24 protein-coding genes and 1 pseudogene are annotated in these 24,589 nt (G+C 62.8%); 17 read left to right on the top strand and 8 right to left on the bottom strand.

Translation table 11 applies throughout. The features are described from left to right. Positions 1-50: 50 nt before the first annotated feature. From dut to VDP79_RS09395, 7 genes are all read left to right on the top strand, one after another. Positions 51-518, top strand: a complete 468-nt coding sequence (gene dut / locus VDP79_RS09425; protein ID WP_323017954.1) for a dUTP diphosphatase — start codon at positions 51-53, stop codon at positions 516-518. A gap of 329 nt (positions 519-847) precedes the next feature. Next, positions 848-1,996: a branched-chain amino acid ABC transporter substrate-binding protein gene (locus VDP79_RS09420; RefSeq protein WP_323017953.1), complete on the top strand. Its 1,149-nt coding sequence runs from the start codon at positions 848-850 to the stop codon at positions 1,994-1,996. 151 nt (positions 1,997-2,147) lie between these two features. Further along, complete coding sequence (locus VDP79_RS09415; protein WP_323017952.1) at positions 2,148-3,050, top strand: branched-chain amino acid ABC transporter permease; 903 nt, start codon at positions 2,148-2,150, stop codon at positions 3,048-3,050. Between the two features lie 3 nt (positions 3,051-3,053). After that, a complete protein-coding gene (locus VDP79_RS09410) occupies positions 3,054-4,037 on the top strand; it encodes a branched-chain amino acid ABC transporter permease (RefSeq protein ID WP_323017951.1) in 984 nt (327 codons plus the stop codon). Beyond that, complete coding sequence (locus VDP79_RS09405; protein WP_323017950.1) at positions 4,034-4,879, top strand: ABC transporter ATP-binding protein; 846 nt, start codon at positions 4,034-4,036, stop codon at positions 4,877-4,879. The genes VDP79_RS09410 and VDP79_RS09405 overlap by 4 nt, the downstream gene beginning before the upstream one ends. Continuing rightward, positions 4,876-5,586: an ABC transporter ATP-binding protein gene (locus VDP79_RS09400; RefSeq protein WP_323017949.1), complete on the top strand. Its 711-nt coding sequence runs from the start codon at positions 4,876-4,878 to the stop codon at positions 5,584-5,586. The genes VDP79_RS09405 and VDP79_RS09400 overlap by 4 nt, the downstream gene beginning before the upstream one ends. A 137-nt stretch (positions 5,587-5,723) precedes the next feature. Then, positions 5,724-6,005, top strand: coding sequence for a peptidylprolyl isomerase (locus tag VDP79_RS09395; RefSeq protein WP_323017948.1), 282 nt, complete (start codon positions 5,724-5,726; stop codon positions 6,003-6,005). A 302-nt stretch (positions 6,006-6,307) separates the two neighbouring features. Here the strand turns inward: VDP79_RS09395 and putA are convergent, their stop codons facing one another. The 6 genes from putA to clpS all read right to left on the bottom strand — a co-directional run bounded on the left by putA (position 6,308) and on the right by clpS (position 16,615). Then, positions 6,308-10,090, bottom strand: coding sequence for a trifunctional transcriptional regulator/proline dehydrogenase/L-glutamate gamma-semialdehyde dehydrogenase (putA, locus tag VDP79_RS09390; RefSeq protein ID WP_323017947.1), 3,783 nt, complete (start codon positions 10,088-10,090; stop codon positions 6,308-6,310). 119 nt (positions 10,091-10,209) lie between these two features. Next, positions 10,210-10,854 (bottom strand): PqiC family protein, encoded by a 645-nt coding sequence (locus VDP79_RS09385; protein WP_323017946.1) that lies wholly within the window; start codon positions 10,852-10,854, stop codon positions 10,210-10,212. Positions 10,855-10,929: 75 nt separating this feature from the next. Continuing rightward, positions 10,930-12,603 carry an intermembrane transport protein PqiB gene (locus tag VDP79_RS09380; protein WP_323017945.1) on the bottom strand — a complete coding sequence of 558 codons (1,674 nt, stop codon included), beginning with the start codon at positions 12,601-12,603 and terminating at the stop codon, positions 10,930-10,932. Then, a complete protein-coding gene (locus tag VDP79_RS09375; protein WP_323017944.1) occupies positions 12,593-13,825 on the bottom strand; it encodes a PqiA/YebS family transporter subunit in 1,233 nt (410 codons plus the stop codon). The genes VDP79_RS09380 and VDP79_RS09375 overlap by 11 nt, the downstream gene beginning before the upstream one ends. Before the next feature lie 17 nt (positions 13,826-13,842). Next, entirely contained in the window at positions 13,843-16,161 is a 2,319-nt protein-coding gene (gene clpA / locus VDP79_RS09370; RefSeq protein ID WP_323017943.1) for an ATP-dependent Clp protease ATP-binding subunit ClpA, read from the bottom strand. Between the two features lie 130 nt (positions 16,162-16,291). Further along, complete coding sequence (clpS, locus tag VDP79_RS09365) at positions 16,292-16,615, bottom strand: ATP-dependent Clp protease adapter ClpS (protein WP_323017942.1); 324 nt, start codon at positions 16,613-16,615, stop codon at positions 16,292-16,294. A gap of 134 nt (positions 16,616-16,749) precedes the next feature. On the opposite strand from clpS, the gene VDP79_RS09360 reads away from it, so the two are divergent. Next, positions 16,750-16,989 (top strand): cold-shock protein, encoded by a 240-nt coding sequence (locus VDP79_RS09360; RefSeq protein WP_066454117.1) that lies wholly within the window; start codon positions 16,750-16,752, stop codon positions 16,987-16,989. Between the two features lie 64 nt (positions 16,990-17,053). After that, entirely contained in the window at positions 17,054-17,515 is a 462-nt protein-coding gene (locus VDP79_RS09355) for a DUF192 domain-containing protein (protein WP_323017941.1), read from the top strand. Between the two features lie 94 nt (positions 17,516-17,609). Here VDP79_RS09355 and sodB read toward each other — a convergent pair whose 3' ends face one another. Next, positions 17,610-18,188, bottom strand: a complete 579-nt coding sequence (sodB, locus tag VDP79_RS09350) for a superoxide dismutase [Fe] (RefSeq protein WP_323017940.1) — start codon at positions 18,186-18,188, stop codon at positions 17,610-17,612. 48 nt (positions 18,189-18,236) lie between these two features. Continuing rightward, positions 18,237-19,541: an exodeoxyribonuclease VII large subunit gene (gene xseA, locus VDP79_RS09345; protein ID WP_323017939.1), complete on the bottom strand. Its 1,305-nt coding sequence runs from the start codon at positions 19,539-19,541 to the stop codon at positions 18,237-18,239. A 339-nt stretch (positions 19,542-19,880) separates the two neighbouring features. Here xseA and VDP79_RS09340 point away from each other — a divergent pair, with 339 nt between their 5' ends. The 8 genes and pseudogenes from VDP79_RS09340 (at position 19,881) to VDP79_RS09305 (ending at position 24,490) form a co-directional block, all read left to right on the top strand. Continuing rightward, a complete protein-coding gene (locus VDP79_RS09340) occupies positions 19,881-20,492 on the top strand; it encodes a MotA/TolQ/ExbB proton channel family protein (RefSeq protein ID WP_323017938.1) in 612 nt (203 codons plus the stop codon). After that, positions 20,489-20,902 carry a biopolymer transporter ExbD gene (locus VDP79_RS09335; RefSeq protein ID WP_323017937.1) on the top strand — a complete coding sequence of 138 codons (414 nt, stop codon included), beginning with the start codon at positions 20,489-20,491 and terminating at the stop codon, positions 20,900-20,902. Before VDP79_RS09340 ends, VDP79_RS09335 begins: the two co-directional genes overlap by 4 nt. Continuing rightward, positions 20,899-21,486 (top strand): annotated as a pseudogene (lpxK, locus tag VDP79_RS09330) (tetraacyldisaccharide 4'-kinase); the annotation flags it as partial. The gene VDP79_RS09335 and the pseudogene lpxK, both read left to right, overlap by 4 nt. Continuing rightward, positions 21,395-21,985, top strand: coding sequence for a tetraacyldisaccharide 4'-kinase (locus VDP79_RS09325; RefSeq protein ID WP_323018081.1), 591 nt, complete (start codon positions 21,395-21,397; stop codon positions 21,983-21,985). The pseudogene lpxK and the gene VDP79_RS09325, both read left to right, overlap by 92 nt. A gap of 37 nt (positions 21,986-22,022) precedes the next feature. Further along, on the top strand, positions 22,023-22,202 hold the full coding sequence (locus VDP79_RS09320) for a Trm112 family protein (protein WP_323017936.1): 180 nt from the start codon (positions 22,023-22,025) through the stop codon (positions 22,200-22,202). Further along, the gene (gene kdsB, locus VDP79_RS09315; protein WP_323017935.1) at positions 22,199-22,960 is read left to right on the top strand and encodes a 3-deoxy-manno-octulosonate cytidylyltransferase; all 762 of its coding nucleotides are present in this window, start codon (positions 22,199-22,201) and stop codon (positions 22,958-22,960) included. Before VDP79_RS09320 ends, kdsB begins: the two co-directional genes overlap by 4 nt. Positions 22,961-23,043: 83 nt before the next feature. Further along, positions 23,044-23,712 (top strand): adenylate kinase, encoded by a 669-nt coding sequence (adk, locus tag VDP79_RS09310; protein ID WP_323017934.1) that lies wholly within the window; start codon positions 23,044-23,046, stop codon positions 23,710-23,712. Positions 23,713-23,731: 19 nt separating this feature from the next. Then, complete coding sequence (locus VDP79_RS09305) at positions 23,732-24,490, top strand: 3-hydroxyacyl-CoA dehydrogenase (RefSeq protein WP_323017933.1); 759 nt, start codon at positions 23,732-23,734, stop codon at positions 24,488-24,490. Positions 24,491-24,589 lie beyond the last annotated feature (99 nt).

Raw genomic sequence — 24,589 nt, 5'->3', positions numbered from 1 at the left:
CCCCGCGCCAGCGCCAATCTGCCGCTCCCTTTTTTCCCTTGGATTTCACCATGCATCGACGACTCATCCAGGCCCGCATCGTCAACCCGCTGCTGGGCACGGACGCCATTCCCCTGCCGGATTACGCCACCAACGGATCGGCCGCCATGGACCTGCGCGCCTGCCTGGACGCACCGCAGGCGCTGCTGCCAGGCGCCCGCCTGCCGGTTCCCACCGGCCTGGCGCTGAACATGATGGACCCCGGCCTGGTCGCTATCGTCGCCTCTCGCTCGGGGCTGTCCTTGAAACACGGTATTCGCGTGGCGCAAGGCATCGGCGTCATCGACGCCGACTACCATGGCGAGATCAAAGTCCTGCTGACCAACGACAGCGATCAAACCTATACGATCCAGCCGGGCGAGCGCATTGCCCAACTGCTGTTTCAGCCTGTCGTGCAGGTCGGATTGCGCCTGACGGACACCTTCGATACCGAAACCGAGCGCGGCGCGGGCGGCTTCGGCAGTACTGGACAGCTCTGAACCGCCTGTCAGGGCCGCCATGGCCCTTGCTTGCACCTGTCTGACTCAAGCCTCTCCTATTAGTAAAACCCCTGGTTGTACCTGACAGCAGCGATAGTTAAACTTCAGAACGGTTCTGCTGTCCTCAACAGGTTGCACCTTTAGAGCAACCTGCCTGATCAAGCCAGTCGAACCAAGCCGGAAACGCATCCGAACCGCACCCCGGCTTTCCGCTTCCCTGCAGCAGGTGCGCCTTGCCATCGGGAATACCCTCATGGTGTCAGAAGCGCGCTATTAATATATTACGAATATATGGTTCCATCCGGGTCCATGCAAAGGAGAATCCAGACATGAGCAGGCTGACAAAACTTTCCACGCTTTCGGCGGCAGTTTCCTTGGCCCTGATGGGCGTGGGTACGGCAGTGGCGGCTGACGGCCCCATCAAGATCGGTGTGCAGGCCCCCATTACCGGCGAATACGCGGCCGAAGGCCAGGGCATCGAAAACGGCGTCCGACTGATCGCCAAGCAGCATAACGAAGCCGGTGGCGTGCTGGGCCGCCAGATCGAAGTCGTCGTCTGCGACGACGAAGGCAAAGCCGCTCAGGCCGCCATTTGCGGTCGCAAACTGGTCAATGACGGCGTCGTCGCCGTGATCGGCACCTACACCAGCGGCGCCGCCCTGGCTGCCGCTCCGATCTATTCCGCCGCCAATGTCATCCAGACGTCCGACGGCACCAGCGACGAGCTGACGCAAAAGGGCTGGAAAACCTTCTTCCGCAATGCACCGCCCAACAGCGATGAAGCCGAATTCGTCGCTAATTACTTCGTCAAGGTCAAGCAGTACAAGCGCATCGCTGTCCTGAGCGATCACTCCAGCTACGCCACGGGCCTGGCCAAAGCCACCACGGACGCCATCAAGAAAGAAGGCGGCAATATCGTCGGGGAAGACTTCATCAACGCCGGCACGCAGGACTACAGCGCCGTGCTGACGAAACTGAAGGCCCAGAACCCGGACGTGCTGTTCTTCTCGGGCTACTACACCGATGGCGGCCTGATCCGCGCTCAGATGAAGCAATTGGGCATGGAAGCCGTGTTCGTGGGCGGTGACGCCAACCAGAACGAAAACTTCGCCAAGATCGCCGGCGACGCCGCCGCTGGGGCCGTGATCGTCAACGTGCCTGCGCCGGAAAACCTGCCCTATCCGGAAGCCAAGCAGTTCCTGGCCGACTACATCAAGGCCTTTGGCGCGCCGCCTCCCAGCATCTACACCTTTACCAATGCGGACGGCTTCCGCGCCGTGCTGGCTGCGATCGTAGACACCAAGAGCACGGACACCGCCAAGCTCATCCCCTGGCTGCACAATATGAAGCAGCCCTTCGCAGGTCTGACCGGCCCCTTCACCTGGGACGACAAGGGCGAACGCATCGGCAGCCCGATGTCCGCCTTCGAGGTCCTGGCGACCGGCGGCTACAAGACCATCTATCCGGCAGACAAATAAGGTCTCTGGAACCTGACGCCGGACCGGCCTTGCCGCCGGCGTCGCGTCTTTCTCTGCCCCCCGCGCCACCTGGTGCGGGGACCGCAGTTTTCACGCAGGACTGGCAGATCTTTCGCCACGGCGCCTCGCAAACCACCACGGAAACCGACCGATGGACTTTATCCTCCAGCAATTCATCAACGGGGTTACGGTCGGGGGCATTTACGCCCTGATCGCCCTGGGCTATACGATGGTCTACGGGGTGCTGAAGATGATCAACTTCGCCCACGGCGACTTGTGCATCCTGGGTGCCTTCATCGGCCTGACCACCCTGACATCAGGCGCCTTCGGCGGCCTGTCCACACCCGTATTACTGATTCTGGCGTTCCTGATCGCCATGATCGTTGTCGGCATCGCCGGCACACTGCTCGACCAATTCGCCTACAAGCCGCTGCGCAAGGCGCACCGCCTGTCGGCCGTGGTCTCCGCTCTGGGCGCATCCATGCTGATCGAAAACGGCATCATGCTGATCTGGTCCCCCAACGTACAAGTATTTCCCAGCAACCTGCTGCCCAATATCACCTGGCAGATCGGCGGCGCGTATCTCAGTTTCGTACAGCTGCTGATCATCATCTGCGCCTTCCTGCTGATGGCCGGTCTGTATTCTTTCGTGCATCACACCCGTCTGGGCACCGCGATCCGCGCCACCGCCATTGACCAGGATGCCGCTCGCCTGATGGGCATCAACGTCAATCGCGTCATCGCCATGGTGTTCATCATCGGGCCGGTTCTGGGCGCAATCGGCGGCCTGTTCATCGGCCTCTACTACCGCCAGACCTTCTTCACCATGGGCTGGTCCTACGGCCTGAATGCCTTTATCGCCGCCATCATCGGCGGGATCGGCAATATCCCCGGCGCCATGTTGGGCGGCCTGGTCCTGGGTCTGTTCAATGCCTTCGCAGCCGGCTATATCTCCAGCTCCTGGCAGGATGCCATCACGTTTACGCTGCTGATCGCCATCCTGCTGGTACGCCCCTCAGGTCTGCTGGGCGAACGCGTCGCGGAAAAGGTCTAAGCCATGAATCACGCCAATCAAACTCCCGCCCAGACGACAGCCGCTACCACGGCGCCCAGCGCCGGTGTCCGGCTTCTACGCGTGCTGGGTCCTGTGCTATGGGTCGCCGGCCTGGCTGTCCCGTCCGTCATGTCCCCCGCCTGGATCACGATCGGCGGCATCTTCGCCATCTACGCCATCGTGGCCCTGTCGCAGGACATCGTGCTGGGTCGCGCAGGCATGTACGACATGGGCCACGCCGTATTCTTCGGCGTCGGCGCCTATGTCAGCGCCATCCTGTCGCTGTCCTTCAACTGGCCCATTCTCTGGACCATCCCGGTCGCCATTGTCGTGTCGGCGGCCCTGGGCGCGATTCTGTCCGCTCCCATCGTCAAACTGCGCGGCGACTACCTGCTGGTGGTCACGATCGGCTTCAATGCGATCTTCGTGCTGGCCATGAAGAACAATCTGTTCGGTCTGACGGGCGGGGCCGACGGCCTGTTCGGCGTCAGCGGTCCGACGCTCTTTGGCCACATGTTCGGCTCGCAAAGCGATCTGTTCTACATGAACTGGGTGGTCCTGGCCATCGTGCTGTGGCTGATGCGCAATCTGGACCGTTCCTCGCTGGGGCGCACATTCCGCTATATCAAATACGATGAACTGGCCGCCACCACGCTGGGGGTCAACGCCCGCAACTACAAGGTCGCCGCATTCGCCCTGTCGGCAGGGCTGGCCGGCCTGGCCGGCACCCTGTTCGCCATGCAATTATCGGCGGTCAGCCCCGGATCTTTCCAGTTCACGGATTCGGTTGTGCTGTTTGCCATCGTGCTGGTCGGCGGCCAGGCGTCGGTGCCGGGCGTGCTGCTGGGCACCGCCATGATGTTCGTGGTGCCGCAGATCTTTACTGAATTCGCCCAATACCGCTATCTGGTCTTCGGCATCGCCATGATCCTGGTCATGATTCTGCGTCCGCAGGGCATCTGGCCCGCACGCAAGGGAGCCCTATGAATTCGCCCCTGTCCTCTACTTCCTCATCCGATGTCCTGCTGGAGCTGGATCATATCGGCATCAGCTTTGGCGGCCTTCGGGCGGTCGATGACCTCAGCTTCCAGGTCAAGCGCGGCGAGATCGTCGGCCTGATCGGTCCCAACGGCGCCGGCAAGACGACCGTCTTCAATATGATCACCGGGGTCTACCGCCCTACGGATGGGCATATTCGCTGGCGCGGCCAGGACATGACCGGCCAGCCTCCTCACCTGGTTGCCAAGGCCGGCATCCGGCGCACATTCCAGACCATCCGCCTGTTCACCGACATGACCGTGCTGGAAAATGTCATTGCCGGCCAGCATCTGTTGATCCGGCAATCCTGGTGGCAAGGGCTGCTGCGCACCCCCGCCCAGCGCCACGAAGAACACGCCTTGGTCGAACGCGCCATGGCTGTTCTGGAACAGCTGGATCTGGCCGATGTCGCCCAAGAAATCGCCACGTCCCTGCCCTATGGCGCGCAGCGCCGCGTCGAGATGGCGCGCACACTGGTGGCGAAACCTGAACTCATCATCCTGGATGAGCCCGCCGCCGGCCTGAACGAGCAGGAATCCGCAACACTGAACGATACTATCCGCGCCATCCGCGACACTGGCGTCACCGTCATCCTGGTCGAGCACGACATGAGCGTGGTGATGAACGTCACCGACAATATCGTCGTCATCAATTTCGGCAAGAAAATCGCCGAAGGCAAGCCGGAAGACATCCGCACCAACCCGCTGGTGATCGAGGCCTACCTGGGCCAGGACGACGACGAAGACGATCCCCTGATGCACGCCATCCACGAAGAACAGGCCCAGTCATGACCCATCTGCTTGAAATCGAAGATCTGCGTGTCAACTACGGCCATATCCAGGCCCTGAAGGGCATTTCGCTACAGGTCGCCGAAGGCGAGGTCGTCGCCATTCTGGGCGCCAACGGCGCCGGCAAGACCACTCTGATGCGCACGCTCAGCGGCTTGCTGACGCCGCATTCAGGCAAGATCACCTTTGCCGGCCACGACACCACCCGCATGGGCGCTGATCGGATCGTGCGCCTGGGCATCGGCCAGTCCCCCGAAGGCCGGCGTGTCTTCGGCACACTGTCAGTGGCGGAAAACCTGCGCATGGGCGGCTTTACCCGCCCGCCGACGGAAATCACCGAGAGCTGCGAACACGTCTATCAGATCTTCCCGCGCCTGTACGAGCGCCGCGCCCAATTAGCCGGCACACTGTCGGGCGGCGAACAGCAGATGCTGGCGATCGGCCGGGCGCTGGTGACCAAACCCCGCCTGCTGCTGCTGGACGAACCCAGTCTGGGGCTGGCCCCCATCATCGTGCGCAATATTTTCCAGGTGCTGCGTGACGTGCGCGCGACCGGCGTCACCATCCTGATCGTCGAACAGAACGCCCGCATGGCCTTGAAGCTGGCCGATCGCGGCTATGTGCTGGAAGTCGGCAAGCTGTCGCACGAAGGCCCCGCCCGCGAACTGCTGGCCTCGCCCGAAATCCAGGCTGCGTATCTGGGCCACTGAACCAGCGGGACTTTTCTCTGCGCAACAAGGCCGCCCTTCGAGGCGGCCTTGTGTATTCCATCCACCTGCCCGGGCGGGCCGGGAACGATCCGGGTTATGCTGTCGCATTCTTTTTTCACCCGCTACAGGAGCCTCTCATGACTCAAGCTTCCGCTCGCCATATTCTGGTGGATACCGAAGAACAATGCCTGCAACTGAAGGCCGACATTGAAAACGGCGCCGACTTCGCCGCCGTCGCCCGCGAACATTCCAGCTGCCCGTCCAACCGCGATGGCGGCAATCTGGGGACGTTCGGTCGCGGCCAGATGGTGCCGGAATTCGACACGGTCGTCTTCAGCGCCCCGGTCGGCGTGGTGCAAGGCCCGGTGCGCACGCAGTTCGGCTACCACCTGGTGGAAGTGACAGACCGGGAAGACTGAGTCGCTTGCACGCGACTCGGATGATTCCGGCAGGGTCCGCAGGGACCCTTTTAACATCGTGATGCCCCCCACCTCGTCGCTTGCAAGCGACTCGGATGATTCCGGCAGAGAAGGGTCCGCAGGGACCCTTTTAACATCGTGATGCCCCCCACCTCGTCGCTTGCAAGCGACTCGGATGATTCCGGCAGAGAAGGGTCCGCAGGGACCCTTTTAACATCGTGATGCCCCCCACCTCGTCGCTTGCAAGCGACTCGGATGATTCCGGCAGAGAAGGGTCCGCAGGGACCCTTCTCTGTCCGGAATCATCCCACCATCATCAAGGTGGCGTTGCCGCCGGCGGCGGCGGTATTGATGCAGACGGATACCTCGCGCACCAGCATTTCCAGGGGATAGCCCTGCCCGCTGGACAGCTCGTGCGAGCGGCGGGCCAGTACCGGGACGATCGGCCCGGAGCGAGTCGCCACTGACTGCGTCAGCGCCAGCAGATCATCGCCGTCGCCTTCGAACAGCACGACCTGGAAATCGGCGGCATCCAGATCGCCGGTATTCACCCACTGCATGGCCTGCAGTCCTTCCTGTTCGCGTAACAATCGCATTTCCGGGGTATCCACCCACAGCATGGTGTTGCCGGTGCGCCGGCAGGCCTGCAATTGAGCCTGAACGCCCGCAACGCTGACGGCCCTGCACAGCACCGTACCCCGGGGTTTCAGATGATAGCGGTTGGTCTCGCCGGTCGGCCCCGGCAGATCCAGCGGCTGGGCGTCCGTTCCCACCACGCCTTCGACCGGCAGGGTATTCGACGACACCGACAACAGGCGATGCAGATACAGCGGCCCGCCTGCCTTCGGCCCCGTGCCCGACAAGCCTTCGCCGCCGAAGGGCTGCACGCCCACCGTCGCCCCCACGATATTGCGGTTGACGTAGATATTGCCGACCCGAATGCGTTCAGTGACGTGATGCACGGTTTCGTCCAGCCGGGTATGCACGCCGAATGTCAGGCCATAGCCCCGCTCGTTGATGGCATCGATGACGCTGTCCAGCGCTTCGCGCCGGTAACGCAGCACGTGCAGCACCGGCCCGAAGACCTCGCGTTCCAGTTCGGCGATATCCGCAATCTCGATCAAGGTGGGCGCCACGAAAGTGCCGAAGCGCACGTGTTCGTCATCCAATACCTGGCGGTCGATCACATGACCAGCGGCCTGCATCGTCTGCACATGACGCTCGATCATGGTCTGCGCATCCGCATCGATGACCGGTCCGATATCCGTCGACAAGAGTTCCGGGCGCCCTACGCGCAGTTCGCGCATGGCGCCGCGCAACATCGACAAGGTGCGGTCGGCGCAGTCTTCCTGTACGCACAGCACCCGCAAGGCGGAACAACGCTGGCCCGCCGAGTCGAAGGCGGAACTGAGCACATCGTAGACGACCTGCTCGGTCAATGCGGACGAGTCGACGATCAGTGCATTCTGGCCGCCGGTTTCGGCGATCAGCGGCACCGGATGCCCCGCCCCGTTCAGACGCTGCGACAAGGTAGCAGCAATCAGTCTGGCGACCTCGGTCGAACCGGTGAACATGACCCCGCGCACTACCGGGCTGGCCGTCAGGGCGGCGCCGACGGTTTCCCCCTGCCCCGGCAGCAGTTGCACGGCGTCGGCCGGAATACCGGCGCGATGCAGCACCGACACACCGTAGGCTGCGACCAGATTGGTTTGTTCGGCTGGTTTGGCCAGCACTACATTGCCAGCGGCCAGCGCAGCGCTGACCTGCCCTGTGAAAATCGCCAGAGGGAAATTCCAGGGGCTGATACACAGGACCGGACCCAGCGGACGGTGACTGTCGTTGGAAAATTCCTCTTCGATACGCACGGCGTAATACCGCAGGAAATCCACGGCTTCGCGGACTTCGGAGACTGCATTGGGAAAGGACTTTCCGGCCTCACGCACGATCAAGCCGATCGAGATCTGCATTTCGTCTTCGAGCAGCTGCGCCGCATGCCGCAGACACTGGGCGCGTTCCGCCACCGGGGTCGCCTGCCAGATGGGCGCCGCATATTCGGCCCGCTTCAGGGCTGCCTGGACATCGGCGTCGTCGGCCTCGACCACCTGACCGACCACATCGCGCCGATCCGCCGGATTCAGGATGTCCCGAGCGCGATCCGCCTGCCAGTCTCCCGGAGGAGCTGCCCGCCAAGGTTGATCCGCCGTGCTGAGCAATGCGGCCGCCAGCGATCCCAGCCGATGTTCGTTGCTGAGATCCAGGCCGGCGGAATTGGCGCGATTTTCGTGCGTCCGATACAGATCGCGCGGCAGCGGGATCCGATCATGCGGTGCGCCCAGCGGCTGAATCGCCCGCGCCTTGTGTACCGGGTCTTCGATCAGACGGTCAATCGGAAGGTCCTTGTCGCCGATCTGATTGACGAAAGAGGTATTCGCGCCATTTTCCAGCAGGCGGCGCACCAGATACGCCAGCAGGGTTTCGTGCGTGCCCACCGGCGCATAGACCCGGCAAGGGCGGTTCAGCCGGCCCTTGGACAGCGGCCCGACGACTTGTTCGTACAGAGGTTCACCCATGCCGTGCAGGCATTGAAATTCATACTGGCCGGGATAGTAATTTTCGCCCGCCAGGTAATAGATGGACGACAGGGTCTGCGCATTGTGCGTGGCGAACTGCGGAAAAACCGCTTCGGGCGCTGCCAGCAGCTTGCGGGCGCAAGCCAGATAAGAAACATCCGTATGGACCTTGCGGGTATAGACCGGAAAGCCTTCCAGGCCATCCACTTGGGCGCGTTTGATTTCAGAATCCCAATAGGCGCCCTTGACCAACCGCACCATCAGGCGGTGCTTGCTGCGCCGCGCCAGGTCAATGACGAAATCGATGACGAAAGGCGCGCGCTTCTGATAGGCCTGAATCACGAAACCGATGCCGTTCCAGCCGCGCAGGCGGTCATCGAAACACAGGGCTTCCAGCAGATCCAAAGACAATTCCAGGCGGTCGGCTTCTTCGGCATCGATATTCAGACCGATGTCATAGTGCCGCGCCAATGCCGACAGTTCCGCCATGCGCGGCAGCAGTTCGGCCATGACACGATCGCGCTGGGCCCGGGCATAGCGCGGATGCAAGGCGGACAGCTTGATGGAAATGCCGGGCCCTTCGTAGATGCCACGCCCCTGGGACGCCTTGCCGATGGCATGGATCGCCTGTTCGTAGGACTGATAGTAACGGGCGGCGTCCTCGGCCGTGGTGGCCGCTTCGCCCAACATATCGTAGGAATAGCGGAAACCGATTTCCTCGAACTTGCGGCTGTTGGCCAGGGCCGAAGAAATCGTCTGGCCGGTGACGAACTGCTCACCCATCAAGCGCATCGCCATGTTCACGCCGCGCCGGATCAGGGGCTCGCCGCCTTTGGCGATCAGGCGCGTCAGCGCCTGGGACAGATTCTGTTCGCTGTTGACGCTGACCAGCTTGCCCGTCACCAGCAGGCCCCAGGTTGCCGCATTGACGAAAAGAGACCGGGATTCGCCGACATGCGCCCGCCAATCGCCCCGGCTGATCTTGTCGCGCACCAGCGCATCCCGGGTCGCCTGATCAGGAATGCGCAGCAAGGCTTCGGCCAGACACATCAGGGCGACGCCTTCCTGGCTAGACAGGGAAAACTCCTGGATCAGGCCTTCAACCCCGCCGCCGGTGCGTTTGTCGCGCAAAGTCTGCACCAGGCGCCGCGCCAGCGCATCCACCTGATCGGCCTGGGAAGAACCCGCCTGATCCAGCAGCATCGCCACACATTCGGCTTCGGGGCGGCGGTAGGCCGCCGTGATGGCAGAACGCAGCACTGACTGCGGCTGAATTTCCAGGGCCAGCTCATAAAACGGGGTTTGCGGGTCGGCTTCCGTCACCGCGCCGGGGTCGGCTGCATCCGGGCGATGATCGATGTCGGCCGGCAGCTGGCCGCGCTCGATGGCTTCGACGTAGATCGTCAGCGCCTGTTTGTGCAGCCAATGCGGGGTGCACCCCAGCTTGTCGGCTTGCTGCCGAAGACGTTCGCGCAAGGTCTCATCGACCTTGACACCCAGGGTAACAGTCGCCATGATCGGGCTCTCGAATGGGGGATTGAATCGCGCAGCCCCTCATGACAAGAAGCCGCTCACCAGCTGGCATGGTATGAGGTTAACCCCATTTCAGCCATTATGGATAACCCCAAAATCGATTAGGTACAACCCGATTGAACGATATGTGTTGAATCGGGTGAACCAACCATGCCCGTCGCCCCCTGGCTGATCATCAGGGCCGCCAGCGCCTGCAGCGCCTGCCGCTGCGCATCCACCAGGGAAGCCACCGCCTGACCGGCAGGCACCCGGATCTGCGCCTGGCAGACCTGGGTATCCGCAGCCTCGGGACTGCGATCCATCCAGACGGCGGCCAAATCAGCGCCGCGCCCCCAGATCAGATCGAAGCGCGTGACGCGAACCCGTATCTGCCGCAGCGGCTGATCTGCCAGATTCGGCAGTTTCTGCACATCAGGCACGCCCAGGCCTGCTGACACCCGATCGGCCAGTACCGCCTGAATCTGATCCGCCAAGGGGGCGGCCCACAAGGATTGGCGCAAGATGTCGACTTCAGGATCCTGCGCCGGATCGCGGATCAACAGCTGCGGACGATCTGACTCGGCAGGGATGCTGAGCACCTGTACCCGCACGCCATAAGACGCCGCTTGCATGCCGGACGGCGCCTTGACCGCAATCGCCGACACTGCTGCGGGGGTGGCCAAACTGTAATAATTGCTGGGCGTCACCGAGCAGGCGCTCAGGAGCACGCCCGCCCCGCATATTGCTCCCAGAATCTTGCCTCGCATCAGTCCTCTCCCAACGCAAACCATCCGTGCTGCGGGCCCGCAGCCTGATATGGCGCCTTTCTATTCATGGCCCGATCAACGCAAGCGATCCGGAGCAGGACTGCGCAGCAGCGCCTCGGGATGCGACTGCAAGGCATCCGCCAACAGACGCAAGCCGCGAGCGGCGCCATCCAAAGCCTTCAGCGTGTCCTGCAGATTACCAATCATCGGCGCATCAGGCCCCAGGATTTCCCCCATCCGATCCAGCGATTTCCGGGCGGATTCCAGCGTCTGACTGGCCTGCGGGGCCAGCTGCGTATCCAGGCGCCGCAGCAGTTTGTGCAGACTGCTCAGACTGCCTTGCAATTCCCGGCCCAGCGACTCGATGGGGACCTTGTCCAGCTTGGTCACGACGCTGCTCAACTGCCGCTGCAATTCTGCGAAATCCCCCGGCACGGTCGGAATCAGATACCCCGTCGTTTTATCGGGATCACCCGGAATCTGCAGCTTATCGGGATCCGTATTCGGAAAGAAATCCAGCGCCACATACTGCTGGCCGGTCAATAAGCTGGCCGAACGCAGCTGCGCCCGCAAGCCTCGCCGCACCAAGGGTTTGAGCAATGCGCCCCCTTCCGCGCCATTGGTGGAATCCACCAGCGCCAGGTACGCCTGGCTAAAGCGCATGGGATACACCTGAGCCCGCACCCGGGAATAAAAACGCTGACGAGTGCGGTCGAGTTCCAGATCGATATCCACGACCCTCCCGATGGACATCCCGTGATAATCCACCTCGGCCCCCACCCGCAAACCACGGACAGCGTCGGTAAACCGCAGTTCGATCGGGAAAGGCTCTCCATCAGAGTCAGCCAGCGCTTGATCGCGCGAATCGAACAAGGCATAAGAACTGCCCGGTGCGGCTGGCGCTGTACTCACCTGCCCTTCGTAGGACATGGACTCATCCGCCTGAGCAAACGCCACACCGCCATTGAGGATCGCCGACAGGCCGCTGGTGCGCAGCTGCACCCCATCAGGCGACAGCGACATGTCGATTCCACTGTCATTCCAGAATCGCGTATCTGCCGTTACATAGCGATCATAGGGCGATTCCACAAAAATCTGCAGATTGATGGAACGCCCGTTGGGCGTCATCTCGTAGTTGACGACGCGCCCGACCTCCAGGCGACGGTAATAGACCCGTGAACCGACCGCCAGCGACCCCAAGGACTGAGTGGTCAACTGGAAGCGCGTGCCGACCTGACCACTGAGCACCTCGGGCGGATTGGCCAGCCCCTGAAACGAGGTGACGGCATCCTCTTTGGGCAATGCAGCAGGCGCATCAACGCTGAGATAGACGCCGGAAAACAGGGTATCCAGGCCTGAAACCCCCGTCAGGCCGACGCGTGGACGCACAATCCAGAATTTTGCATCCGGTTGCGTAATGTAGGCCGCGCCTTCACGGGCCAGCTGCACATCGACCAGCACATGCTGCCGGTCCTCGGCCATGCGCACATCCTTGACTTCGCCCACGATGACATCGCGGTAGCGCAGCTTGGTCTGGCCCGCTTCGATGCCGGCCGCCGAGACAAAACTGATGGTGATGACCGGACCGGTGCGCACCCAGACCGAAGCCAACAGGGACAGGGCCACGGCCAAAGCCAATAAAGGCACCAGCCACACCCAGGACCACCGCAGCGCCCGCCCAGGCCGGATCACCGGCGCCGCAGGCGCATCGGATATCGGCTGTTGCTTGCCGTCTTCGTCAATCGTCATGGTTTTTCTCGCGGACATTCGCCGCCCGCAGACGGTCCCAACCCAGACGGGGATCATAACGCATGGCCGCCCACATGGTCAGAACCACCACGGCCCCGAAATTCAAGGCGGCCGGGCCGACATCGATGCGTGACAATCCCGGAAAATTCACCATGGCCACCATCAGCACCACCACAAAGACATCCAGCATCGACCACTGGCCGATGAATTCCACCACCGCATATAGACGGGTGCGTTGGCGCTGAATGCGCCCTCCGCGCGGCTCGGTGCGCAGCAACAGAAAGGACAAGGCCAGCAGCTTGGTGACCGGCACCAAGACACTGGCGACAAAGACGATCACGGCCAGATCCCAGGATCCCATGCGCCACAGCTCGATCACGCCGCCCAGGATCGTGTGATTGCTGCTGCCCAGCAGCGTCTGCACCCGCATGATAGGCAGTACATTGGCCGGAATATAGAAAATCGTCGCCGCCAGCAGCAGCGCCCAGACCTCGGGGGCGGTACCGTGGCGATGCGGCCCCATGGAAGCAGCACACCGCCGGCAACGCCGCCCGCCAGGCGCCTGCACATAGCCACAGGATTCGCACACCGCTCCCGCCCCCTGCGCGCCTGACATCGGCGCCATGCCAGCGTCTTCAGCCTCGCGCCACAGCGCTTGCGCATCCCATCGGGACAAGCCCGACAGCAGGAAGCTGAGCGCAAAAAATCCCAGCAGCCCCGGCTGAATCTGCAAGCGAGCCATACCGGCCACCTTGACGACCGCCACCAGCACCCCCAGCACCAGAACGGGCGCCATCGACCAAGGGGCCAGACGCGCCAGCCAACGCAAAGTACGCCCCATGTCCGGCGGCAGACGCCGCCTGACAATCGCCTGCATCACCCAGAGCGTCAGCACAATCTGCAGCAGCGGAATCCAGAAACCGACCAGGCCGGTCATGACCGAGACGCCGTAATAGCCCCGATCCCAGCACAGGCGCAAAGCACCCCAGAAGGTCAAGGTGATGTCCAGCCCCTGAACCGACAACACCGCCAAAGGAAAGCCCTGAGCCAGGGCAAAGACCAGCAGCGTCGTCCATGCCAGAGCCAGCCATTGGTTCAGACTGAAGATGCCGCGCCGGTATAGCACCGTGTCGCAGCAGCGGCAGGCGGCCTGCCCCCGAACCTCCAGGAACAGTCGCTGATGCAGCGTATCGCAATGCGGGCAGGCGATCAGCGGCCGCAAACCCCTGCCTGCCCCCATCAATCCACGAGCTCGGGCTCAGGATGGGACGGTGTCGGCACTGCGCCGGCGTCATCCGGACCGTCCGGGAAGCTCAGCACCACCTGATCCTGAGCATCCAGGTCGACCTGCACCCGCCCGCCATGCACCAGCCGTCCGAACAGCAGCTCGTCGGCCAGCGCCCGGCGGATGGTGTCCTGGATCAGGCGCTGCATGGGCCGCGCCCCCATGGTCGGATCAAAGCCCGCATGCGCCAGGTGTTCCCGCAACGCGGTCGTGAACAGGACATCCACATGCTTTTCATGCAACTGGTCTTCCAGCTGCATGAGGAACTTATCCACCACCCGCAGGATGACGTCACGCGGCAACACGGAAAAGCCGATGATGGCATCCAGGCGGTTGCGGAATTCCGGTGTGAACTGGCGTTTGATCTCGGACATTTCGTCGCCAGCGCGCGCCGGTGTGGCAAAACCGATGGCATTGCGGTTCAGGGTATCGGCGCCGGCATTGGTCGTCATGACCAGAATCACATTACGGAAATCGCTCTTGCGACCGTTGTTGTCGGTCAGCGTGCCATGGTCCATGACCTGCAGCAGAATGTTGTAGACATCCGGATGGGCTTTTTCGATTTCGTCGAGCAGCAGCACGCAATGCGGCTGCTTGGTCACGGCTTCGGTCAGCAAGCCCCCTTGATCAAATCCCACGTAGCCCGGCGGCGCCCCGATCAGGCGCGATACCGTATGACGTTCCATGTATTCGGACATATCGAAACGCAAGAGCTCGATGCCCAACACAAAGGCCAACTGGCGGGCGACCTCGGTCTTGCCCACCCCGGTCGGCCCTGAAAACAGGAAGCAGCCGATCGGCTTGTCGGGCCGGCCCAGCCCTGAACGCGCCATTTTGATCGATGCCGCCAGAGCGGAAATCGCCTGATCCTGACCAAAGACCACGGCCTTCAGGTCGCGTTCCAGGGTGGCCAGCTTATTGCGATCGTCGTTGGACACGTTCTGCGGCGGGATCCGGGCGATCCGCGCCACAGTGGCCTGGATTTCCGCCTGACCGATGATTTTTTTCTGCCGCGATTTGGGCAGCAAGCGCTGCGCGGCGCCGGCCTCGTCGATGACGTCGATGGCCTTGTCCGGCAAGAAGCGGTCGCTGATGTGCCGGGCAGCCAATTCAGCCGCCGCGGTAATGGCCGCCGCCGAATAGCGCACCTGATGATGCGCCTCGAAACGGGCTTTGAGCCCGCGCAGGATGCGGATGGTCTGTTCCACCGTGGGTTCCGGCACGTCGATCTTCTGGAAGCGTCGCGCCAAGGCGTGGTCTTTTTCGAAGATGCCCCGGTATTCGGTATACGTGGTGGCGCCGATGCATTTCAGATACCCGGACGACAGGGCGGGCTTGAGCAGGTTCGACGCATCCAGGGTGCCGCCCGACGCCGAGCCGGCGCCGATCAGCGTGTGGATCTCGTCGATGAACAGCACCGCGTGGTGATTGTCCTTCAGGGCTTTGAGCACCAATTTCAGGCGCTGTTCGAAATCCCCCCGGTATTTGGTACCGGCCAGCAGCGCCCCCATATCCAGCGCATAGACCTGGGTCTGATTCAGGACCTCGGGCACATCGCCTTGGGTAATACGCCAAGCCAGGCCTTCGGCAATCGCCGTCTTGCCCACCCCGGCCTCGCCCACCAGCAAGGGGTTGTTTTTGCGCCGGCGGCACAGCACCTGGATGACCCGCTCGACCTCGTCTTCGCGGCCGATCAGGGGATCGATATGGCCTTTCAACGCTTCGGCATTCAGATCGGTAGCGTAGGTTTCCAGCGGGGATTTCTGCTGTTCGGCTTTGGGTTCGGCAGCCGGCGGCTCGAGCCGCGGATTGTCCGCTGCCAAGGGTTCCTCTGGCGCCTTGGTGATGCCGTGCGACAGATAATTGACGACATCCAGGCGCGACACCCCCTGCTGGACCAGGAAATACACGGCATGCGAGTCTTTTTCGCCATACATGGCCACCAGGACGTTGGCCCCGGTGACGGCGGTCTTGTTCGAGCCGTTCGAGGACACATGCATGATGGCCCGCTGAATGACGCGCTGAAACCCCAAGGTCGGCTGGGTATCGACCTCGCCGTCGCCCGGAAACACCGGCGTATTTTCGATGATGAATTTGCGCAGATCCTGACGCAGCAGTTCGATGTCGGCTGCGCAGGCGCGCAGGACCTCGACCGCTGAAGCATTATCCAGCAGGGAGAGCAGCAGGTGCTCTACGGTGATGAATTCGTGCCGGGCCGCACGGGCCTCGACGAACGCCATATGCAGGCTGACTTCAAGTTCTTCGGAAATCACGCTTCCTCCATTGATTCGGAGCGGACCAAGCAATCCATTGCGTCTATTCTATGACTAAAACGGACCGTCGTTGTTTGCGCCTTGTCGGGGCAATCCCCAAGACGCCCATGGAATCGATGCCGCCAACACCCTAGAACAGGGCAACAGGTTCCATCAGGCATTGCAGCGGATGCTGATCGGCATGCGCCATGTGCAGCACGGTCTCGACACGTGTGGCGGCAATGTCTCGGGTATAGATGCCGCAAACCCCGCGCCCCTCGTGGTGAACCTGCAGCATGACGCGTTCGGCCTCGGCATCCGTCTTGTGAAAGACCTGCCGCAGCACGAGCACGACGAAATCCATGGGAGTGTAATCATCGTTGAGCAGCACGACCTGATACATGGGCGGCGGCGCCAGCCGCACCGGCAAGGCCTCGCGCACCAGCTCACGCTGATTGTGAATGACTGTGGGCATGCGCGTTAAAACCTAGTGGTTTCCATAGTTGACTGAAGGCAGTGGAATTCAGCATGATCGACGTGTCCCGCAGGTCGCCGCTATCATTTCGGCCGGCCGGGGCCGCTTAACCCTACACATTAGAGGCAGTTTGCATGTCGGAATCCATCGAAAATACCGGAGAATCACAAAAACTAACTGGCACGGTTAAATGGTTCAATGACGCCAAAGGCTTTGGCTTCATTACCCCTGATAATGGGGGCGAAGACCTTTTCGCTCATTTTTCATCGATCCAGATGAACGGCTTCAAAACCCTGAAAGAGGGTCAGAAGGTCGCTTTCGATATCGCGCAGGGTCCGAAAGGCAAACAAGCCCTGAATATTACTGCCGCCTGATTTCGCAGGATACTTCTTGGCATTTTACCGCGATGCAGGACCCTCCACGGGTCCTGCTTTTTACATGTCCGCTCACCGCATCCCCCTTGGCATCCGGCGTCTGCTGGCGCTGGCAGCCCTGCTGACTGCCACCAGCGGTCCGACCCATGCCCAGCCGCCCCTGCCTGCCGTCACGCTGCAGATCGGCGCGCACACGATACAGGCCGAACTGGCCGACACTCCGGAAACCCTGCAAACCGGCCTGATGGACCGCCCCAGCCTGCCCGCCAACGCCGGCATGCTGTTCGCGCTGGGACCGCCGGACATCTACTGTTTCTGGATGAAAAACACCTTGATCCCCCTGTCGATCGCCTTCATCGACGAGCAGGGGCGCATCGTCTCGATCCAGGACATGCAGCCGCATGACCTGAGCCCGCACTGCCCCCCATCCCTCATCACGACGACGCTGGAGATGAATCAGGGCTGGTTCAAGCGCGCTGGCATCCAGGCCGGCGACCCGATACACGGCATTCCGGCCCGGCGCTGACAGACGCTATCGTCTTGCCCCCATGACAAAGGCAGCCGAAGCTGCCTTTGTCCTTTCAGCGTCCAGGGCTGGCGCATCGCCAGTCCGGCTGCGATCAGCCCAGGTTGCTGGCCGCGAAGTCCCAGTTCACCAGATCCCAGAAGTGTTCCAGGTATTTGGGGCGGGCATTGCGATAATCGATGTAGTAGGCGTGTTCCCAGACGTCACAGGTCAGCAGCGCCTTGTCGGCGGTATTGACCGTGGTGCCGGCATTGCCGGTATTGACGATGTCCAGCGTGCCGTCGGGTTTCTTCACCAGCCAGGTCCAACCAGACCCGAAATTGCCGGCCGCGGACTTGGAAAACGCATCCTTGAAGGCATCGACGCTGCCCCATTTGGCTTCGATCGCTTGGCGCAGAGCGCCGCTAGGGACGCCGCCGCCTTTAGGAGACAGGCTGTTCCAGTAGAAAGTGTGATTCCAGACCTGGGCGGCGTTGTTGAACACCCCGCCCGTGGATTGACGGATGACGTCTTCCAGACTGAGCCCGGCGAGTTCCGTGCCTTCCACCGCCTTGTTCAGGTTGGTGACATAGGCCTGGTGGTGCTTGCCGTAGTGGAATTCCAGGGTTTCCTTGGAAATATGGGGCGCGAGCGCGTCCATCGCATAAGGTAGCGGCGGCAGAGTAAAAGCCATGACATTTCCTTCAAAAAACATGACACGAACCCAAAGGGGGTCGCAAGCCTAGAGCAGCGTATCGGCACGAACCACTGTAGCCTGAGCCCGGCCCTGTGCGAATTCAATATCGAGACGCGCATCAACGTTTAAGTCTAACGCATTTTTGACGATCTCCCCGCCCGGGCCGCGCACGATGGCGTAGCCCCGCGTCAGCACGGCGCGGGGGTCCAGCGCCCGCAGCGTGCCCTCGGCCACCGCCAAACGGCGGCCACCCCGCTGCAACAGACGATCCATGCCCGCCTGCAGGCGTTCGCCTGCCCGGTGCAGGCTTTGTTCCCGCTGACGCACCTGCCCGGATACCGGCGTCGCCAGATGCTGGATGGCGGCCCGCAAACGCTGACGATGCATGTGCAAGCGCTGCACCGGCGACACCAGCTGCGCCGCCGCCCGATCCAGGCGCATGGCGGCGGTTTCCAGACGGCGGCGCTGCGCACGCGCCAGATCGTCTGAGGCGGCACGTAACTGCCCCAGCAGCTGATCCCGGCTATCGCAACACAGTTCCGCCGCCGCCGTCGGGGTCGGCGCTCTCAGGTCGGCCACAAAGTCCGCAATCGTGAAATCCGTCTCATGCCCGACGCCACTGATGACCGGCACCGGACTGGCCGCAATGCGCCGCGCCAAGGCCTCGTCATTGAAGCACCACAGATCTTCCAGGCTGCCGCCGCCGCGCACCAGCAGCAGCACATCGATCTCGGCCCGAGCCGCTGCCTGGTCCAGGGCCAGACATAGCTGGGCAGCCGCCTCGCGCCCCTGCACGGGGGCCGGATACAGAATCACCCGCACATGCGGCGCACGACGCGCCATGACCGACAGCACATCCCGCAAGGCGGCTGCAGCCAAGGACGTCACCACCCCCACGGTTTGCGGCATCGCCGATATGGCACGGCGGCGCTCGGCATCGATCAGACCCTCGCGGGTCAACTGATCCTTCAAGCGCAAGAAAGCCTCGTGCAAATCCCCACGACCGGCCCGCCGCATAGCCTCGACCTGAACCTGATAATCCCCGCGTGGCTCATATAAAGAAACCTGCACCCGGAATTCATAGCGCCCGCCGACTTCCGGCACAAAACCCACCGTCTGGGTCCGCCCGCGAAACATGAGAGCCCGCACTGCGGCGGACTCATCCTTGATGGAAAAATACCAATGGCCCGATGCCGCCCGGGTGAAGTTGGAGATTTCCCCTGCCACCCACAGGCGCGGCATGCCGGCTTCCAGCAAGCGGGCCACCTGGCGATTGAGCTGCGCAACGCTAAGTACCACATCATCCGCTGGAAAACCATTACTGGCGGGCGCTTGATCCGGAAAATTCATGAAAACCTATCCACAGAAAACCTTTTTTTGTCAAACAGGCCTATTTTCGGGCTTGCACGAGACAATCATCAGATGAATTCTAAAGAATCAACCATAACCAATTGATTAATAACAAAAATATAAATACAGCCCAGGTGTGCAAAAAATAGCCAATCGACCGCCAGACGGCTTGAATCATGCGCCTGGGGATCTTTATACACAGAATTATCCACAGAATCTGTGGATACTCTCTGGAAAGCCTTACGACACGGGACTTTACCTGGGTAAAGCCCGATTTCACGCCCTGAGGATAAAATAGGAAACTATCGCCCCGCCCCACTGACCACAAAGGAACCGATCTTGCTGGACATCATCCACGCGGCCGGCTGGCCCATCTGGCTACTGGTGACCACCTCGGTCATCACGCTGGCGATCATCATAGAACGTTTCCTGGCCCTGCGGCCCAGCCAGATCATGCCCCGCGGCCTGCCCGAACAGGTACTGGAATTGATGCGCCGCCAGCAGGATGAACCCGACGCCGTGCTGCGCCTGGCGCGCAGCAGCGCCATGGGCCGCATCCTGGCCGAAGTCGTCGCCCAGCGCCGCCAAACCGACGCCCTGCGTCAAGCCGCCATCGAGGCCGTCGGGCGGGACGTCTCCTGGCGCCTGAACCGCTACCTGGCCGGTCTGGCCACCATCTCCGTGGTGGCGCCGCTGCTGGGGCTGTTCGGCACCGTCGTCGGCATGATTGAGATCTTCGGCGCCTACGACCCGACCGGCAGCGGCAACCCGGCGTTGCTGGCCCATGGCATCGCCATCGCGCTGTACAACACCGGCTTCGGCATTCTGATCGCCATCCCGGCGCTGATTTTTCATCGCTACTTCCGCTCCCGTGTGGAATATTTCCTGCACACCATGGAACGCGAAGCCGGCGCCCTGGACCGCCTGATCAGCCTCCACATCAGCTCATGAATTTCCGCCACCGCCAAGCGCACGACGAACCCGAGGTCAATCTGATCCCCCTGATCGACGTTTTGCTGGTGATCCTGATTTTCCTGGCAGCCTCCACGTCCTTTACGCAGACACGGCAACTGCCCATCGCCCTGCCCCAGGCTCAGGCGCAAGCGCTGGATACCGGCCCAGCCCTGGAACTGGCCATCAGCCGTGACGGGCAGTACGCACTGAACGGCCACTATGTCGACAATGTCACACCCGACACCCTGACGGCAGCGCTACGCCAGGCGGCGATCGAACACCCGGACGCGGCACTGCGCATCGACGCAGACGGCCAGACATCCCACGCCGCCGTGGTGCTGGCCCTGGAAGCCGCCCGGCAGGCTGACATCCGCCGAGTCTCCTTTCTGACGCAAAGCCGCCCATGAAGGCGGCATGGCGCCGACGGGCAGAAGACTGTCTGCAAGACATCTGGCGGACACAGGGCGTGACCAGCACCGTGCTGACCCCCCTTTCCTGGCTCTATGGTCGATTGTCCGCCCGGCACATGACCCGGCAGGCAGCACAGGCCTGGCGAGCGCCCGTGCCGGTCATCGTCATCGGCAACATCCTGGTCGGCGGCACGGGCAAGACCCCGGTCACGGCGGCCATTTGTCAGTTTCTGCAGGCCCAGGGCTGGCGCCCCGGCATCCTCAGCCGAGGCTATGGCACGCGTCCCGGCGCCACGCCAAGGCTCAGCGACCACGCGCCGGACAGCCCCCATCTGGGGGATGAACCCGCCTTGCTGCACGCCGTCACGGGGGCGCCGATTGCCGTCCACCCGCGACGATCCCTGGCGGCCGCCGCCCTGCTGCAAGCGCACCCGGAGATCGACGTACTGCTGGCGGATGACGGGCTGCAACACGCCGCTCTGGCCCGCGATGTGGAAATCATCGTGCAGGATGCGCGAGGCGCCGGCAACGGCAGGCTGTTGCCGGCTGGCCCGCTACGCGAACACCCCGAGCGACGTCAGCGCGCCGACTGGCTCATCACGCAACTGGGGCCGGCCGACACGCCCCCCCCCCAGCCTGCCAACGGATTCCACCGGCAAGCCTCGTCAGATCAGCGTGCGCCTGCAGCCGGACTATCTGACCCACCTGAGCACCGGCGAACAGCTGGACTGGTCCGCCTGGCGCCTGACCCATGGACGCACCCCCTGCAGCGCTGCGGCCGGTATCGGCCAGCCCCAGCGTTTTTTTGCCATGCTCCAACAGGCGGGCCTTGTCCTTGAACGCACCCTGAGCAGCCCCGACCACCACGCGCCATCCCTGAGCGCTCTGCAGACCTTGCCTGCCGGCCCCATCCTGATCACCGCCAAGGACGCTGTCAAATACGCGCCGCCCCATGACCCGCGCCTGTGGGTCGTCCATGCCGCTCCGGTATTTTCCGATCCCGCCTGGCTCGACGCCCTGGAAGCCCTGCTGCAGGACCGTTCTGCAGCTTTGCCGCACAATCACGGCGACAGGCATTAAACTGTGCTCTTTGTCTCTCCACTCGATACCCGTCTCCATGGAAAACCGTTTGCTGCAGATCCTTGTGTGTCCAGTCTGTAAGGGCACGTTGCGCCATGACCGCGAGCACCAGGAACTGATCTGCCCGGCTGACCGCCTGGCCTTCCCGGTCCGCGACGGAGTGCCCGTCATGCTGCCGGGCGAAGCCCGCACACTCGAGCAGGCGCCAGAACAATGAGCTTCACGGTCGTCGTGCCAGCACGCGCCGCGTCCACCCGCCTGCCGGGCAAGCCGCTGCTGGATATCGGCGGCCTGCCCATGGTGGTGCGCACCGCCCGCCAGGCGGCCCAATCCGGCGCCGACCGGGTCATCATCGCCACCGATCACCCCGATGTGCTGCAGGCTGCGATTTCGCACGGCATCGAAGCCTTGGCCACCCGGCCCGATCACCCGACCGGCACCGACCGCCTGTCCGAAGTCGTGCAGCAGCTGGCCTTGGACGACGCCGCCATCGTCGTCAACGTCCAGGGCGACGAACCGCTGATCGACCCAGCCCTGATCGACGCCGTGGCCGCCTTGCTGCAACAGCACCCCGAAGCCGCCATCACCACCTGCGCCGCCCCCATCAGCGACGCCGCCACGCTGTTCGACCCCAACGCAGTCAAGGTCGTCTGCGACAGCCGTCAACGAGCCCTGTATTTTTCCCGGGCGCCCATCCCCTGGGCCCGCGATGCCCTGAAGGACGGCCAGCAGCGCCTGGCGCCCGGCCTGCCCGCCCTGCACCATATCGGCCTGTACGCCTACCGCGCCGGTTTTCTCAGGACCTTCCCGGAACTGCCCCCGGGACGGCTGGAACATGTCGAATCCCTGGAACAGCTGCGGGCGCTGGAACAAGGCTTCCCGATTTTCGTACATCAAACCCAGACGCTGCCGGCCCGGGGGGTTGACACCCCGGAAGACCTGGCTCGGGTGCGCGCTCTGTTTTCAAACATATAAACCTTATGCGCCAGGAATCTCTGCAGCGTCTGCTGCATTGCGGCATAATCGAAAAAATTTGAAAAATACTTTCGGAGGAAATCATGCGCTTGATTTTGCTAGGCCCCCCCGGGGCGGGCAAGGGTACCCAGGCTGCGTTCATCACTGAAGCGTTCAGCATTCCACAGATCTCGACCGGCGACATGCTGCGCGCGGCCGTCAAGGCACAAACCCCGCTAGGGCTGGAAGCCAAGAAAATCATGGATCAGGGCGGCCTGGTGTCGGACGACATCATCATCGGCCTGGTGCGCGACCGCCTGACACAAGCCGACTGCCGCAGCGGCTATCTGTTCGACGGCTTCCCCCGCACGATTCCACAAGCCGACGCCCTGAAAAACGCACAGGTCCAACTGGATTACGTGATCGAAATCAGCGTCCCCGAAGACAACATCATCGAACGCATGAGCGGGCGGCGCGTCCACGTCGCCAGCGGCCGCACCTATCACGTCAAGTTCAATCCGCCGCAGCGTGCAGGCCTGGACGACGAAACCGGCGAAGCCCTGATCCAGCGCGACGATGACCGCGAAGAAACCGTGCGTCACCGCCTGTCGGTCTACCGTGATCAGACCAGTCCCCTGGTGGACTACTACTCCCAATGGGCCGCCACAGGCGATGCCCTGGCGCCGCACTACGCAAAAATCTCCGGTGTGGGCTCGGTCGGCGAAATCCGCGAACGCATCCTGGGCATTCTGCGCGCCCACTCGGCTGCCTGATCGCCGCCAGGAAGCCATCATGGATATCCGCAACCAAGTCATCCTGATCACCGGAGGATCCTCCGGCCTGGGGGCGGGTACCGCCCGCGCCCTGACGGCCCAGGGCGCCCGCGTCGTGCTGGCCGACGTCCAGGAAACCGCCGGACAGGCCCTGGCGGCCGAGCTCGGCCAAACTTACATCCACTGCGACGTGACTTCCGAAACCGATGCCCAGGCTGCCGTCGACGCCGCCACGGGCTTGGGGACGCTGCGCGGGCTGATCAACTGCGCCGGCATCGCGCCGGCATCGCGCATCGTCGGCAAGACCGGGCCGCATGACCTGGCGCTGTTTCGCCGCGTCATCGACATCAATCTGGTCGGCTCCTTCAATATGGCCCGCCTGGCCGCCCAAGCCATGACGGCCAACGATCCCCAGGCCACTGGCGAACGCGGCGTCATCATCAATACAGCATCCGTGGCGGCCTACGACGGCCAGGTCGGACAATCCGCCTACGCCGCCTCCAAGGCCGGCATCGTCGGCATGACCCTGGCCATCGCCCGCGACCTGTCCCGCCTGGGCGTGCGCTGCATGACCATCGCACCGGGCATCTTCGGCACGCCCATGCTGTTCGGCATGCCCCAGGATGTTCAGGATTCCCTGGCCGCCAGCGTCCCCTTCCCGTCCCGCCTGGGCCGTCCGGAAGACTATGCCAAGCTGGTCCTCAGCATTCTGGAAAACGACATGCTCAATGGCGAAACCATCCGGCTGGATGGCGCCATCCGTATGGCGCCAAAGTAATGTTGGCCCCCATGCTACGCAGGCTGCGCCCGCTTGCTGCCCCCCAAGGGGGCCGCTTTTGCCTTGGGGCGGCCCGGCGGCAAAAGGCCTGCCTGCCAC

The organism is Castellaniella sp. (assembly GCF_034675905.1).
In the GTDB taxonomy this organism is placed as follows: domain Bacteria; phylum Pseudomonadota; class Gammaproteobacteria; order Burkholderiales; family Burkholderiaceae_B; genus Castellaniella.
This window is presented reverse-complemented; position numbering and strand designations above follow the sequence as displayed.